Origin of the sequence: Pseudomonas cerasi (genome assembly GCF_027983475.1) — a bacterium.
Classification (GTDB): Bacteria; Pseudomonadota; Gammaproteobacteria; order Pseudomonadales; family Pseudomonadaceae; genus Aquipseudomonas; species Aquipseudomonas cerasi.
This window is the reverse complement of the sequence record NZ_JAQJVM010000003.1, coordinates 1197326-1214340: the sequence shown is the minus strand read 5'-3', so window position 1 is coordinate 1214340 and position 17015 is coordinate 1197326. Positions and strand designations below refer to the sequence as shown.

General features: G+C 58.7%; 1 protein-coding gene. It reads left to right on the top strand.

Annotated elements, in window-relative coordinates:
• Positions 1-38: 38 nt before the first annotated feature.
• Positions 39-17012, top strand: coding sequence for a two-partner secretion domain-containing protein (locus tag PI739_RS20905; protein ID WP_271352164.1), 16974 nt, complete (start codon positions 39-41; stop codon positions 17010-17012).
• The last annotated feature ends 3 nt before the right edge of the window (positions 17013-17015 follow it).

Sequence of the window (17015 nt, the reverse complement as noted above, 5' to 3'; positions counted from 1 at the left end):
CACACCGTATTCAACCTACCTGTTCCGAGGTCATTTACATGGACGTTCACCAACTGGCTCTGCTTGCTCGTCAGCCTTCTGCTGTGCTGGTCGAGCGCCGGTCTTTCTGGGGAATGCCCAAGCGCGGCCTCGCGCTGATTCTCGCCAATGCGATGTTCTGGCAGCCGCTGCTGGTTCAAGCCGAAGGCATCGTGGTCAGCGGCACGAATACCAGCCTGAATCAGGCCGGCAATGGCGTGCCTATCGTCAATATTGCCGCGCCCAATGCCAGCGGCCTGTCACACAACCAGTATCAGCAGTTCAACGTCGACAGCCAGGGCGTCATCCTCAACAACTCCACCAACCAGACCCAGAGCACTCAACTGGGCGGCATCATCGTCGGCAACTCCAACCTGCGCGGCACGGCGGCCACCACCATTCTCAACGAAGTGGTCGGGGCCAACGCCAGTCAGCTTAGAGGCTATACGGAAGTGGCCGGGCAGGCGGCACGTGTCATCGTCGCCAACCCCTACGGCATCAGTTGCAACGGCTGCGGTTTCATCAATACCCCGCAGGTCACGCTGACCACCGGCAAACCGGTGCTGGATGCCAACGGGCAGTTGCAGCGTTTCAATGTGCAGGGCGGCAGCATATCCATCGACGGTGTGGGGCTGAACGCAGACAACGTCGACCAGTTCGACATCATCACCCGTAGCGCGAAGATCAATGCCGAGATACACGCCAAGCGCCTCAACATCATTGCCGGTCGCAACGATGTCGACGCACAGACGCTGAACCCCACCGCCTTGCCTGACGACGGCAGCGCCAAACCGGAACTGGCCGTCGACAGCTCGGCGCTGGGCGGCATGTATGCCGGCGCTATCCGTCTGGTGGGCACCGAGGCGGGTGTCGGCGTCAGGCTGGCTGGCGATCTGGCGGCCAGTGGCGGAGATATCCAGCTTGATGCCAACGGCCACTTGAGCATGATGCAGACCGCTGCCAGCGGTGCTGTGGCGGTCAAGGCCAATAGTGCCGAGGTCAACGGGCCGGTTTATGCTGGGTCGTCACTGGGCATGACCACGGCAGGTGATCTCATCACCCGGCAGAACGTCGCTGCACGCGATGCACTGACACTTTCCGCAGGCGGTCAGATCAATAACACCGCGGTGATCGAGGCGGGCGTCAATGCAGACAACAGCCGCAACATATCGGGCGATGTGACGCTGTCTGCCAACGGGCTGAACAACAGCGGCAGCATCACCGCCAGCCGCGCCCTGCAAGCCAGCATCAGCCAGACCCTGAACAATCAGGGGGCTACACTGAACGGTCAGTCGAGCACACGCATCGTGGCTACTGCCATCGACAATCGTCAGTCAGGCCGAATTTTGAGCCAGGGCGGCACTGTCGATATCAACGCGTCTCAGGTGCTCAACAGCCAGAGCGGGCTGATCAGCAGCAATGGCACTATGACGATCACTGCGGGTTCGCTGGACAACAGCCAGCAAGGCAAGCTGTTCAGCAGCAGCGCTTTGTCCGCCCGTATTTCCGGGCCGTTGCTCAACCAGTTGGGGCTTATCAGCGCCAATGGCGATCTGCTGCTCAACGCGGCAAGCGTGGACAACCGCAGCGCGGAAATCTCCAGTCTCGGCAGCCTGACCTCGACCGTCAGCCAGTTCGACAACCGCGAAAAAGGCCGTCTGCTGGCCAACGGCGCGCTGCAGCTGACCTCTGACCACCTGAACAACCAGAACGGCTCGGTCGCCGGACAGCAAGGCGTACAGCTGAATCTGGGGCAACTGACCAACACCGGCAACGGCAGTGTCTACGGCAAAAGCAACCTGAATGTGGCCGTCAACGGCGCTTTGGGCAACGATCAGGGCGTGCTGCGCAGCGACGGCACACTGGCCGTGCGCGCGGCCTCTCTGAGTAACAATAGCGGCAGCGTGACCAGTGCCGGCACGGCTACCGTCAGCACAACGGGCGCAGTCGCCAACCGTGGCGGACAGATTCTGAGCGATGCGGGCCTGACGCTTTCCAGCGGCAGTTTGGATAACAGTCAGAGTGGTCGCATTGCCGGCAATGGCGTGGTGCTTACCACTGGCGCTTTTGACAACCATCAGGACGGCCGCGTCACCAGTACCGGCGCGTTTCAACTGAACGCCGGGCTGGTCAACAACAGCGACGCCGGTCGCATCGCCAGCGCCATGGCGCTGACTGCCGTGGTTACCGGCCTTGATCAGACCAACGATGGCCGACTGTACAGCAACAGCGATGTCAGCCTGGACCTGAGCAATGGCCTGTTGACCAACCAGGGCGGCCAGATCACTGCGCCTGGTCAGTTGCTGCTGAAAAACCTCACGGCGGTCAATAATCAGAGCGGCAAGATTTCCAGCGCCAACAGCTTCACGCTGGCAGCCACTTCGCTGGACAACACCGACGGTTCGATACTCAGCGATAAAGCGCTCGTTGTGCGCATCAATCAGTTGCTGACCAACCTTCGCGGTCTGGTTTCTGCGACCGGTCTTGATCTGACAGCGGGCTCACTGAACAACCGCAATGGCGAAATATCCAGCCTTGGCAGGCTGACGGCCAACGTTGGCCAGTTCGATAACCGTGAAAAAGGCCGCCTGCTGGCCAGTGGCGCGCTGCTGTTGACTGCGGACGGCTTGAACAACCTGAACGGGATCGTTTCCGGTCAGCAGGGCGTGCAACTGAACCTGGGGCAATTGAACAATACCGGTGGGGGCAGCGTTTACGCTAAGGATGCGCTGAACCTGACGCTGGGCGGTGTGTTGCAAAACGATCAGGGCGTATTGCGCAGTGATGGCGCAATGGACCTCAAGGCAGCCGGTCTGGCCAACACCAACGGCAGTGTGACCAGTGCCGGCACAGGTGTGCTCAATTTCAACGGTGCGGTGGTCAATCAGGGTGGGCAGATAGTCAGCGATGCACAACTGACACTCACCAGTGGCAGCCTTGATAACAGCCGGAGCGGTCGTATTTCCGGTAAAGGTCTGGTGCTCGGTACTGGAGTCTTCGACAACCATCAGGACGGCCACCTGACCAGTACCGGCGCACTCCAGCTGAATGCCGGGCTGGTCGACAACAGTGACGCCGGTCGTATTGCCAGCGCCATGGCTCTGACTGCCGTGGTTACGGGCCTCAATCAGACCAATGACGGGCGCTTGTACAGCAACAGCGATGTCAGCCTGGACCTGAGCAATGGCCTGTTGACCAACCAGGGCGGCCAGATCACTGCACCTGGTCAGTTGCTGCTGAAAAACCTCACAGTGGTCAATAACCAGAGCGGCAAGATCTCCAGCGCCAACGATTTCACGCTGGCAGCGACTTCGTTGGACAACACTGACGGCTCGCTGGTCAGCGACAAAGCGTTGATCGTGCGTATCGCTCAGCTGCTGACCAACCTGCGCGGGCAGATCTCCGCCAACGGCGTCACCCTGAGCGCCGCAGCGTTGGATAACCGCAACGCCGAACTGTCCAGCCTGGGCAGCCTGACGGCCACCATCGGCCAGTTCGATAATCGCGAAAAAGGTCGCCTGCTGGCCAATGGCGCGCTGCTATTGACCGCGGGCGGCTTGAATAACCTGAACGGGATCGTTTCCGGGCAGCAGGGCGTGCAACTGAACCTGGGCCAACTGAACAATACCGGTGGGGGCAGCGTTTTTGCCAAAAGCAGTCTTGGTCTGACCGTCAGCGGGGCACTGAAGAATGATCAGGGTGTGCTGCGCAGCGACGGTTCACTGACCGGGAGTGCAGCCTCGCTGGCCAACAGCGCGGGCAGCGTCAGCAGCGCCGGTGTTGCGTCGATCATTATCAATGACGGCGTTGTCAACCGGGGCGGGCAGATACTCAGCGACGCGCAACTGACACTCACCAGCGCCAGCCTCGATAACAGCCAGAGCGGGCGCATTGCCGGCAATGGCGTGGTGCTCACCACTGGCGCTTTTGACAACCATCAGGACGGCCGCCTGACCAGTACCGGCGCGCTTCAACTGAACGCCGGGCTGGTCAACAACAGCGACGCCGGTCGCATCGCCAGCGCCATGGCGCTGACTGCCGTGGTTACCGGCCTTGATCAGACCAACGATGGCCGACTGTACAGCAACAGCGATGTCAGCCTGGACCTGAGCAATGGCCTGTTGACCAACCAGGGTGGCCTGATCAATGCGCCTGGCCAGTTGCTGCTGAAAAACCTGAACGTGGTCAACAACCAAGGCGGTGAAATCTCCAGTGCCAACGGTTTCACGCTGGCGGCCACTTCGTTGGACAACACCGAGGGTTCGCTGCTCAGCGACAAAGCGCTGATCGTGCGTGTCGATCAGTTGCTGACCAACCTGCGCGGCAAGATTTCCGCCAATGGCCTCAATCTGAGTGCTGCAACGCTGGACAACCGCAGCGCGGAAATTTCTAGTCTGAGCACCCTGACTGCCAACATCGGCCAGTTCGACAACAGCGCGAAAGGGCGTCTGCTCGCCAACGGCACAATGCTGCTGACAGCCGATAACCTGAATAACCAGAACGGCGTGGTTTCCGGACAGCAGGGCGTCCAGTTGAATCTGGGGCAACTGACCAACTCCGGCGGCAGCGTTTATGCAAAAAACACGCTCGGTCTGACGCTCACCGGTGCATTGAATAACGATCAGGGCGTACTGCGCAGTGACGGCACGCTGGACCTGAAAGCAGCTTCTCTGGCCAACACCGGCGGTCGAGTCACCAGCGCCGGTGCTGCCACATTGAAAGTCGATGCTGCCGTCGTCAACCAGGGCGGGCAGATCATCAGTGATGCAGGTCTGACGCTTTCCAGCGGCAGCCTGGATAACAGCCAGAGTGGTCGCATTGCGGGCAATGGCGTGGTGCTTACCACTGGCACCTTCGACAACCATCAGGATGGCCGCCTGACCAGTACCGGCGCACTTCAACTGAATGCCGGGCTGGTCAACAACAGCGACGCCGGCCGCATCGCCAGCGCCATGGCCCTGACCGCAGTGGTCACCGGCCTGAACCAGACCAACGATGGCCGACTGTACAGCAACAGCGACGTCAGCCTGGACCTGAGTAATGGCGTGCTGACCAACCAGGGCGGTTTGATCAGTGCGCCGGGGCAGTTGCTGCTGAAAAATCTCACGGCGGTCAACAACCGGAACGGCGAAATTTCCAGTGCCAACGGTTTCTCGCTGGTGGCCACTTCGCTGGATAACACCGAAGGTTCGGTGATCAGCGACAAAGCCTTGATCGTGCGTGTCGCCCAGTTGCTGACCAACCTGCGTGGCCTGATTTCCGCCACCGGTGTCGAGCTGAGTGCCGCGACGCTGGACAACCGCAACGCGGAGCTCTCCAGCCTTGGAGAGCTGACCGCAACCGTTGGCCAGTTCGATAACAGTGGCAAGGGCCGTTTACTGGCCAATGGTGCGTTGCTGCTCAACGCCGACAGCCTGAACAACCAGAGCGCAGGTGCCGTTTCCGGCCAGCAGAGTGTGCAGTTGAACGTCGGGCAACTGATCAACACGGGCGGTGGCAGCGTCTACGCCAAAAACAGTCTGGGTCTGAAAGACACGGGCGTCCTCAGCAACGATCAAGGGACATTGCGCAGCGATGGCACGCTGGTGTTGAGCGCCGCTTCTCTGGGCAATACTGCCGGTAGTATCACCAGTTCCGGCAACTCGTCCCTGACGGTCGATGGTGCCGTGGTGAACCGTGGCGGGCAGATTCTAAGTGATGCAACCCTGACGCTGACCAGCGCCAGCCTGGACAACAGCCAGAACGGTCGTATCGCCGGCAAGGGCGTGAAGCTCGTCACCGGTGCTTTTGACAACCAGCAAGGCGGCCGCCTGACCAGTACCGGAACCCTTCAGCTCGATGCCGGGTTGGTCAATAACAGTGACGCCGGTCGTATCGCCAGCGCCATGGCCCTGACGGCCGTGGTCACCGGTCTGAATCAGACTAACGATGGCCGTCTGTACAGCAACAGTGACGTCAGTCTCGATTTAAGCAAAGGCGTGCTGAACAACGACGGCGGTCTGATTACCGCGCCGGGCCAGTTGCTGCTGAAAAATCTCAATGCAGTCAGCAACCGCAGCGGTGAAATTTCCAGCGCCAACGGCTTCACCCTGGCCGCGACGTCGCTGGACAACACCGCTGGCTCGGTGCTCAGCGACAAAGCGCTGATCGTGCGTGTCGACCAGTTGCTGACCAACCTGCGCGGTCTGGTGTCTGGCAACGGTATCGATCTGGCGGCCAATGAGCTGAATAACAACAGCGGCAGCCTGAGCAGCGATGCCGACCTGTTGGTAAACGTCACTGGCCAGCTGTCGAGCCGCAGCGGCGAGCTGACCAGCGCCGGTAACACGACGCTGAATGCGCTGAGCCTCGATAACGCCGCTGGCCAGGTCATGGCTGACCGGTTCCTGAAACTGGTGATCACTGAAACCATCGATAATCAGGCCGGAACGCTGGGCGCAGGGCAGGGTATCGACATCGGTGCTGCGAGTCTGGACAACCGCCAGTCCGGTGCACTGGTCACAGATGGCCAACTGACTCTGAAACTGAGCGGCGCACTGGACAATCGCGCGGGTGGCAGCCTGCAAGCCAAAGGCTTGATGGACCTGTCGAGCAAGACGCTGGATAACCGTGGCGGCCGTATTGCCGCGCAGAACCTGTTGATCGTGCATAGCGACAGCGTCGACAACCGTGGCGGTTCGATTCGTGCCGAGAAAGGCCTGCAGCTGTTCGTCGATGCCCTCGACAATAGCCAGACCGGCCTGAGCACCACGCAAAAAGGCCTGATCAACAGCAATGCCGGTCTTGAACTGGTCGGCACGCGTCTGGACAACCAGAACGGTCTGCTCAACGCCGCTGGCCTGATGCAGTTGCAGGTCGACAGCGTTGTCAACGGCAACGGTCGTATCGCCAGCCAGGCAGACATGGTCGCCAATATCGGCAGTCTGACCCAGCAGGGCGGCGAGCTGGTTGCGCAGGGCAATCTGACCCTGACCGGCAAAACCCTCGACAACCGGTCGGGAGGCCTGGTGGGCTCTACAAAAGCGCTGAAAATCGATGTTGCCGACATCGACAACAAGGCCGGTGAACTGTCCAGCCAGATCGGTGTGGACATCATTGGTCAGACGCTCGACAACAGCAACGGCGGCAAGGTCCTGGCAGGCACTGCACTTGGGCTGACCGTGGCGCGCGTGATCAACCTGAATAAAGGCCTGTTGTTCGGTAACACCCTGCGTCTCGACGGTGCACGCCTGGATAACGCAGGCGGTACGCTGGCCAGCCAGCAGGACATGCACATTGATGTGTCCGGTGCGCTGGACAACAGCGCTGGTCTGCTCAGCAGTGAAGCGGCGTTGACGGTCAATGCCGCCTCGCTGCAAAACGCAGCAGGCAGCCTGTCCAGTGCCGATGCATTGAGCGTCACCACCACCGGCGCTCTGGAGAACCAGGCGGGCTCCGTTACTACCGACGCCACGCTGACACTGACCAGCGCCCGCCTGAACAACAGTCAGGCGGGCAAACTGGCTGGCAAGGGCGCCACGCAGGTCACCACCGGCACGTTCGACAACAGCCAGGGCGGTCGCCTGACCAGCAGCGATACCCTGCGATTGACGGCAGGCAAGGTCATCAACCAGAGCGCCGGACGTATTGCCAGTGCGCTGGCGTTGACGGCCAGCGTGACCAGCCTCGACCAGCAGGGTGGTGAGCTGTTCAGCAACACCTCGCTGAGCCTCGATCTGAACAACGGCCAGTTGAACAATCAGGGCGGTCTGATCAACGCCCCGGGCATGTTGCTGCTGAAGAATCTCAAAGGCGTGGCCAACCAGAACGGCGAAATTTCCAGTACACAGGCCTTTACCCTGAACGTCGACAGCCTCGATAACAGTGGCGGCAAACTGCTCAGCAGTCAGGCTCTGACGCTGATCGTCAACAAGGCGCTGAGCAACGTCAAAGGTACGATTTCCGCTGCGGCCCTTAATACTCGCAGCGACAGCCTGGACAACACCGAAGGCTTGATCAGCAGCCGCGCAGCTCTGGACTTGATGGTCAATACCGCCCTGACCAACGTCAAGGGCACGCTCATTGGTGACGGCGATGTGAATTTGACCGCCGCAACAGCCGATAACCGGTTCGGGCAACTGGCGAGCAAGCAAAACCTCGACGCGCGGATTGCCAATCTTCAACAACAGAACGGCCAGATGCTTGCCCAAGGCACACTGACCTTGCGCGGCGACGCGCTGGACAACCGTCAGAACGGTTTCATCGGCGCAACCCAAGCCCTCGGTATCAATGTCACCAGCATCGATAATCGCGGCGGTGAACTGTCCAGTCAGGACGTGATTACCCTGACCGGCCAGCAACTGAACAACAGCGACAGCGGTCAGGTGCTGGCGCAGAAAGCCTTGAATCTGAACGTTGCGCAGATCACCAACCGAACCAACGGTCTGCTCTCCAGCCAAGGCGGCTTGACGCTGGTCGGTAGCACCCTGGACAACACCGGTGGTGCGCTCAGTGCCCTCAAAGCCTTGGGTATCGACCTGTCTGCAGCATTCGATAACACTCAAGGCCTGATCAGCAACGAAGATGTCCTGACGGTAAAGACCAGCAGTCTGACCAATACCGCAGGCAGCATTTCCAGCGCTGGAAAACTGACCCTCGACAGCACCGGGGCAATCAGCAACCAGGGCGGCAAGCTTTTGACCGACGGCGCACTGGACCTGAAAAGTGCCAGTCTTGATAACAGCCAGAAAGGCAACATCAGCGGCAAAGGCCTGCTGACCCTGAAGACCGGGGATTTTGACAACAGCCATAACGGTCGCGTCAGCAGCAGTGATCGTCTGGACCTGACGACCGCACGACTGACCAACAGCGATGGCGGCAGCATCGGCAGCAGCCAGGCACTGACCGCCAGTGTCAGCCGCCTGAGTCAGCAGGGCGGCAAGCTGTTCAGCAATACGTCCCTGAGCCTGGACCTGAACAACGGCCAGCTGGACAACCAGGGCGGTTTGATCAACGCGCCGGGCGCACTGCTGCTGAAAAACGTCAACGAGGTTCTGAATCAGAACGGCGAAATATCAAGCGCTCAGGCGTTTACCGTCAACGCGCAACAACTGGATAACAGCGGCGGCAAACTGCTCAGCAACCAATTGCTGACCCTGCGCATCGCCCGTGCGCTGACCAACGTCAAAGGCATGATCGCCGCAGCCGGTGTCGATGCCACCGCCAATACCCTCGATAACACAGGCGGTACACTGACCAGCCGCAACAACCTGGACCTGACGGTTACCGGTCTGCTCACCAACCGTGACAAAGGACTGATCAATGCTGCTCAGGCGCTCAAGGTGGGCACGGCCAGTCTCGATAACCAGAACGGCCAGGTGCTGGGCGGCACCAGCCTGATCCTCAACGCCACATCGATCAACAACATCGCCAAAGGCCTGATCAACAGTACCGGCACCCTGAACCTGACGGCGGGCAGCCTGGATGCCGGCAACAGCGGCGAAGTGTCGGCCACGCGTGACATGACTCTGGTCCTCAATGCACTGTCGCTCAATGGCGGACGCGTGATGGGCGACGCCGGGTTGTCCATCGACATGCAAGGCAACGACCTCAACAACCTCGGCGGCTTGATTACGGCAGACGGTTCGCTGACCCTTAACCGCATTCGCGACCTGAATAACCAGTCTGGCGAGGTCTCCAGCGCACAGAGTTTCAGGTTCGATGGCCGCACCCTCAACAACAGTAGCGGCAAGCTGATCAGCAGCAACGTGCTGACAGTCAACGCGACCAACCTGCTCAACCAGAACGGCCTGATCTCCGGCTGGCAGGGCCTGAACGTTTCCGGCAATCGACTCGATAACCGTACCAATGGCACCTTGTCCAGCCGCAACGGCAACCTCGTTACAACCCTAACCGGTGAATTGCTCAACGGCGGCAACGGTGCGTTGGTCAGCCAGAACACACTGAGCGTAACCGCTGACAGCCTCGACAACAGCGGCGGCATCCTCTCCAGCGGAACCGGCCAGACCCTGACCGTCGCGGGCCTGCTGAACAACAGCCAGAACGGCCTGATCGACAGTGGTGCAGGGCTGACCATCAAAGCCAATGCCCTGAACAACGCGGCCGGTAACCTGACGGCGCAGCAGGGTTTCAGCTTCGAAGGCAGCAGCCTCGACAACAGCGCCGGTAACCTGAGCAGCAAGGCCGATATGACACTCGACCTGCTGGGCAGCCTGACCAACACCAGCGGCAAGCTGGCCAGCGGCGGTAACCTGCTGTTGCGGCGCAGCGCGGCGATCAACAACCAGGCCGGGCAACTGATCAGCCAAAGCCTGATGACCCTCAATACGTCCGGGCAACTGGACAACCGTAACCGCGGCACTGTTGCTGCCAACAACACACTAAAAGTCGTCGCGGGTGGCAGTGTCCTCAACGATGCTGATGGCTTGATCTATAGCCAGAACGCCGATGCGCATTTGAATGCAGCGAGCCTCTCCAACGTTCGTGGCGCGGTCCAGAGCGTCGGCGCATTGGTTGTGGATGTCGCTGATACCGTCAACAACCAGAACGGCCGGATCATCGCGCAGAACGGCGACCTGAACCTGACCGGTGCCAACCTCTACAGTCAGGGCGGAGTGCTGTCCAGCCTGCAAGGTCTGTTCACCGCGAAACTGGCCGGCGTGCTGAAAAATGGCTATGACGCCAATCGCCAGGGCGGTGTCATTCAGGCGCAACGCCTCAACCTGACCGCGCTGGGCGGCTTCGACAACTACGGCGGGCGAGTCTCCGCACGCACCGGCGAAGCGCTGATCACCACCCCGGGTTTCGACAACCGCAACGGCGGCCTGTACGCCAAAGGCCTGGTGCGGGTCAACGGTGGCAACTTCGACAACAGCGGCGACAACGACGGCCAGATCGCCGGTGGCCAGGTCGAGCTGAACCTGAGCGGCGCACTGAACAACCGCCTTGGCATCATCGAAAGCGACAGCACCCTGGCCGTGACCGCTGCCAGTCTGGACAACCAGACCGGACAACTGCGTGCGCTGGGCGGTGGCGGCGCCACAAACTTCCAGATCGGCAACCTGTTCGACAACCGCAACGGCACCCTGGAAAGCGCCAACAGCGACCTGACTCTCAACGCTGGCAACTTCCTCAATGGGGGCGGTTCGCTGCTGCATACGGGTAATGGCACGTTTAATATTTCTACGGTTAACGTCACCAATGCTGGCGGCAGCATTGTTACTCGCGGTGGTTTGACGCTTAGTGCCGATAGCTGGACCAACAGCAGCGTTATTCAGGCCGGGCGTCTGACGGTGAATGTCGGCACCTTGAATCAGACGGCGGGCGGGCAATTGCTGGCGTCGAATTCGTTCAGTGGGAGTGGCGGAAACTGGACGAATGATGGCTTGATTGCGAGCGATGGCGGGGTAGACATACGTATTGGCGGGACGTTTACCGGTAGTGGTAGGACTTCTAGTGTCGGTACATTGAATCTGACCGCTAATCAGCTGAATTTAACTGGTGGTGGAAGTATTGCTGGTGGCTCGCGCGCAGATATTGGTATTGCAGGGAGTGCTAATAACTATAGTCGTATTACATCGGCTGGTGATCTGGTGTTCAGTGCGGGTGCTATTAATAATTACGGTACGTTGGGGGCGGCTCAGGATCTCACATTGAATACGCCCTCGCTACTAAATAGTCAGGGGCTGTTATTCAGTGGCGGTGACTTGCAAGTTAATGCTGGCACTGTTATTAACCAGAGAGGTGATGTGTATGGCTTGCGTAATGTGATTGTCAAAGGTTACGGCGTCGATAGTGCAAGCAAAGTTTCAAACATTTCAGGTTCTATGGAAAGCGGAAGCAGCTTCTCTATAACCGCATCTTCATTTGATAATCGCACAGAAGGTGCCGGCGGAGATCAGGGATTCGCGGTAGGCAGAACCTTGGTGAAAGGTCTGATCGCCGTACAATGTCTAGATTGTCGAGGTGATCACTACTCAGTTAATTTTGTCGCTAAGGAGTTTTTCGAGGGCGGCCAGGATAACGATAGTAGCGCTTCCGCATTTTTGACGTCGGGCAGAGATTTTACTTTCAGTGGTGGCGATTTTTTAAATAGTAAGAGTACAATAAGTGCCGTCGGAAATATTGTTATAAATGCTAATAATGTGAGCAACCTAGGTGCTGTGAGCGGCAGTATCGAGCGTACGCGTACGTATCTTGCTAGCGGAGTTACTGATGGGACTGTAATTCGATCTATGCCAAGCGTAGACGCCTACAATCGACGCAATAATCCTGACTATCCTAATGTTTATTATATTGGTAAAGACGGAGACCTGAGGTTGGGTTTGGTTGTGGGAGAGGATGTGTTTGATAGTAGTGAGAATCCTTACACGTATAATCAATACGTTGTTGAGGACTCCGTTACGAAGGTCTATGTCGAAAATACTATCCTTCAGTACAATAATGATAGGCCGTTGCCTACCTCAAGCTATGACCGTAATAGTTTGCTGGCACTACCAAGCGAGATTACTAGATTTTCACTAGTAAGCGACGTCGAAGTCGCCAAAGACGGCAGCGGTAACGGCGGACGCAGTGCAGTCATTCAAGCGGGCGGAAACGTTTCCATCACTGCCAAACAGGACCTGCAAAATAGTGTCATCCACCAGGACTATGCAGGCAGCGCAGGCACCAGCAAGGTTCAGGACACGCGTACCTCCGGCACTGGTGCCACAGTTATCAGGATCAATGCCCAGCTCCCCCCAGACCTGGCCCAACAACAAGTCAACCCGTTAAGCCTGCCAGGCTTCAGCCTGCCCACCGGCCAGAACGGACTGTTCCGTCTGAGCGGCCAGACCGGCACCGCAGCCGCTGTCGCCCAACCCGTCGGCCTGCCACAAAGCTGGACCATGGGCGGCGCGGCCGTATCCGTCGCGCAACGCGAGCATACCGTTTCCGATGCGCAGGCAAGCACCATCCAGATCGGCTCGGTAGGCCAGATATCCAATGCCACCCGCCAGCTTGCTTCGGTGATACGACAAGGTGCTGGTGTGAGCGCCAACGCATCCTCCTTTGACGCCAGCGCACCAGGTGCCGCGCCCATAGGCGGATTTGTACTACCCGGTCATACCTCTGATTCCGTAGGTGTCACCAGTGTCGACAGCGTTACAGGCATTGCAACTGGCAATCAGGGTAGCGGCGCTTTGCTGCCTGTTCAGAACGTTGGCTCTACATCTGGCATTCCGCTCATCACTGCCGTTTCTTCCGGCAGTTCGGCTGCTCAGAATGCCGGAATGGTGCAAGGCGCTCAGGTCAACAAGGCCGGTCAGGTTGTAAATGGGACTCAGGGTAACCCGCTCAGTGCGGTCAATCAGGCTCCAACAGGTGCCCAGTCAGGCGCGACTGCCGCCGTTACCCAGGTTGTCGTAAATACTCAAGGTGGTCCGGTTATTGCCGCTGTTCGCGACCCTGTTGCTGCTCAGGGCAGCCCTGTCACTGCCGCTGTTCCGAGCACGGTGGTTACGCAGAATAGCCCCGTGAGCGTCTCCAGTACTCAGCCCGCCATAGTGGCGCAAGCCAGTGCAATCACGCCGCTCGTGTCTGCCGCAGCACAAACCGTTACCCGAGTGCAGGGCCTGCCCAGCAGTTCGTTTGTTTCCAAACCGCAAAAATACCTGATCGAAACCAACCCGGTCCTCACCGAACTCAAGCAATTCATGAGCTCGGATTACCTGCTCGCAGGTCTGGGCTACGATCCGGAAGTCAGCGCCAAGCGCTTGGGCGACGGCTTGTATGAACAACGCCTCGTTCAGCAGGCAGTCGTGGCCCGCACTGGTCAGGCCTTCATCGATGGACAGACCTCCAACGAGGCGCAGTTCAAGTACCTGATGAACAACGCCATCGCCAGCAAACAGCAACTGAACTTGGCTGTGGGCGTGTCGCTGAGTTCACAACAGGTCGCTGCACTGACCCACGACATCGTCTGGCTCGAAGAGCACGAAGTGAATGGCGAGAAAGTGCTGGTGCCGGTGCTGTATCTGGCCCAGGCCGACAATCGCCTTGGTCCGACCGGGGCATTGATTGCGGGTAACGACGTCTCACTGATCGCCGGCCAGAACCTCGACAACGTCGGTACCTTGCACGCAGCCAACAACCTCTCGGCAGTCGCAGGCAACAACCTGATCAACACCGGCCTGATAGAAGCCGGCAACCGGCTCGATCTGCTCGCGGGCAATGACCTGATCAACACCGCTGGCGGCATCATCAAAGGTCGCGATGTTTCACTGACCGCGATCAACGGCGACGTGATCAACGAACGCAGCATCACCTCGATGGATAACAGTGTGCTCGGTCAGCGCCACAACGAGTTCGCCGACAGTGCCGCGCGCATCGAAGCCGCCAACGACATGAGCATTTCAGCAGGCCGCGACGTCATCAACAAAGGAAGCGTGCTGGAAAGCGGTCGTGACATGACCATCCAGGCCGGACGCGACGTCACCATCGCCCCGACCGAAGTCACCAACAGCCTGTTCTCCGACAGCAAACACAACAGCAGCGACATCACCCAACTGGGCTCCACCGCCAGTTCCGGACGCGACCTGACCGTTCAGGCCGGACGCGACATCTCCGTCATCGCCAGCCAGATCGACGCCAAACGCGACATCGCCATGGCGGCGACCGAAAACCTCACCATCAGCTCTGCGGCGGACGAAGAACACTCCCTGTCGAAAAGCAAAAAACTGACCCGTCAGGAAGACCACGTCAGCCAGGTTTCCTCCGATCTTGATGCCGGGGGCAGTGTTGCCTTACAGGCCGGCCAGAACCTCGCCGTGATCTCCAGCCGTATTACTGCGGGTAAAGAGGCGTACCTGGTTGCCGGTGAAAACCTCGACATTCTGGCTGCGCAGGACAATGATTATTCGCTGTATGACAAAAAGAAGAAGGGGAGTTTTGGGGCGAAGAAAACCAAGCGTGACGAAATCACTGATGTGAAAAACATCGGTAGTGAAATCACCACGGGTGGAGATCTTTTGCTGGCGAGCGGGGGCGATCAGAAGTACCAGGCCGCGAAGCTGGACAGCGGTAAGGACCTGACGATTCAAAGTGGTGGTGCGGTTACGTTTGAGGGCGTGAAGGATCTGAAGCAGGAGAGTCACGAGAAGAGCAAAAGTGACCTTGCCTGGAATTCGAGTAAAGGTAAGGGCAACACCGACGAAACCTTGCGCCAGAGCGAGCTGGTGGCCAAAGGCGAGGTAGCGATCCGGGCTGTCGAAGGCTTGAAAATTGATCTCAAGCAGATCGACCAGAAGTCAGTAAGCGAGACCATCGATAGCATGGTGCAAGCCGATCCAAGCCTTGCTTGGTTGAAGGACGCGGAGACTCGTGGGGATGTCGACTGGCGTAAGGTCCAAGAGGTACACGAAAGCTTTAAATACAGCCATTCGGGTCTGGGCGCGGGCGCTGTGTTGGCCATTATGATCATCGTGACTGCTTTAACAGCGGGCGCAGCGAGTGCTGCATTGGGTTCAGCGGCCGGGGCCACAGCAGGCTCTGGTACCGCGATGGCCGCAGCTGGCACTTCCGCCGCCGGAGCGGCAACTGCTGCTGGGTGGGGCAATGTCGCGCTGACTGCCGTGGTGACCTCCGCCGCCAGCGGTGCTGCAGTCAGTACGATTAACAATAAGGGCAATCTAGGTGCCGTCGTCAAAGATATGACCTCTAGTGATGCCCTCAAAGGATATGCCATTTCTGGCGTCACGGCGGGCCTGACTGCGGGCTATTTCGATGATTGGACTGGCACCACGACGGACCCTTTGACTGGCAAAGTCACTACCAACCTTAGTACCTGGAAAGGGATTGGTCAGTTCGCGGCAAACCAAGGCTTACAGAACGGCACGTCAACTGCACTGAGCAAGATCATGGGCCAAGGCGGTGATTTGGGTGATGCGCTGCAAAGCACATTGTTCAATACCTTGGCGGCGGCTAGCTTCCATGCTGTTGGGGATTACGTTCCAGCTGCCGACGGCAGTCTGCAGAAGACCGTGGTCCACGCCATGGTCGGCGGGTTATTGGCCCAAGTCAGTGGAGGTGACTTCAAAACCGGTGCTTTAGCAGCGGGTGCTAACGAGGCCTTGGTGGCAGATCTCAATAAGCTCGTGAAAGCCGATCCGAATCTACTGAGCATGAGCTCGAAGTTGGTGGGTTTACTCGCCGCATCCACGCAGAGCGGAGCCGATGGTGAGAGCCTGAAAACAGCTTCATGGGTGGCGGAGAATGCTACCCAGTACAATTTCGGTGATCACCTGCCACCAGGTTTGGCCGCCTATGGGCAAGCGGCGACTACCCAAATGGAGTACATGCAAAACCAGGGAGCCTCACCTGAGCAGATGGCTGAGGCCGGAAGGGCGCTCGCGCGAGGTGAAGGATTTGAGGGTGTTCAGCCTGCGACCGAGTTCGTAAAGGCGTGGGGCGAGTTCATGGCCGGAGAGCTGTCTGGCTTTGGATTAGCGGCTATACTAGGTAAGGCCGGTTCATTGCTTTCAATCGGTGCAAAAGGCGCAGGTGCCGCTGAAGTGCCGGCTACTTCTGCAATTGCGCGTGTTGGGCTGAGAGACGATCTGGCCGACCAAGCAGGGATTCCGCGAAATATTGCTGAATCGCCGTCGAGCATGTGGGGTAAATCGATTGATGATATCAAGCAGTCGCTAACGCTTGATGGTGCAAGCGTTACGCCGAAAGCACCATTGGCTGGCACTTCAGGTAGAGCACAGGTCTTTAACGTTGAAGGACACCCGACAATAAAAGAGGTAGAGTTTCATCCGGGCGGTGGAACCCACGGTGATAGCCCGTACTATAAACTTGTTGGTACTGAGAAGATTGGCAATAAAGATATAGAAATACGGGTAATCGATCCGTCGCCTGATTTTAGTCCGGGCACTATTACGCGTTATCAACAATACTATGATACCCAAGGAAATCGTCTGAAATATGAGGGCGGTGAGTGGAAGGGGTGGAAGTGATCT

What these genes read in the sequence shown, in the direction of transcription:
- PI739_RS20905 (WP_271352164.1), top strand. Translation starts at nt 39, where the DNA reads ATGGACGTTCACCAACTGGCTCTGCTTGCTCGTCAGCCTTCTGCTGTG.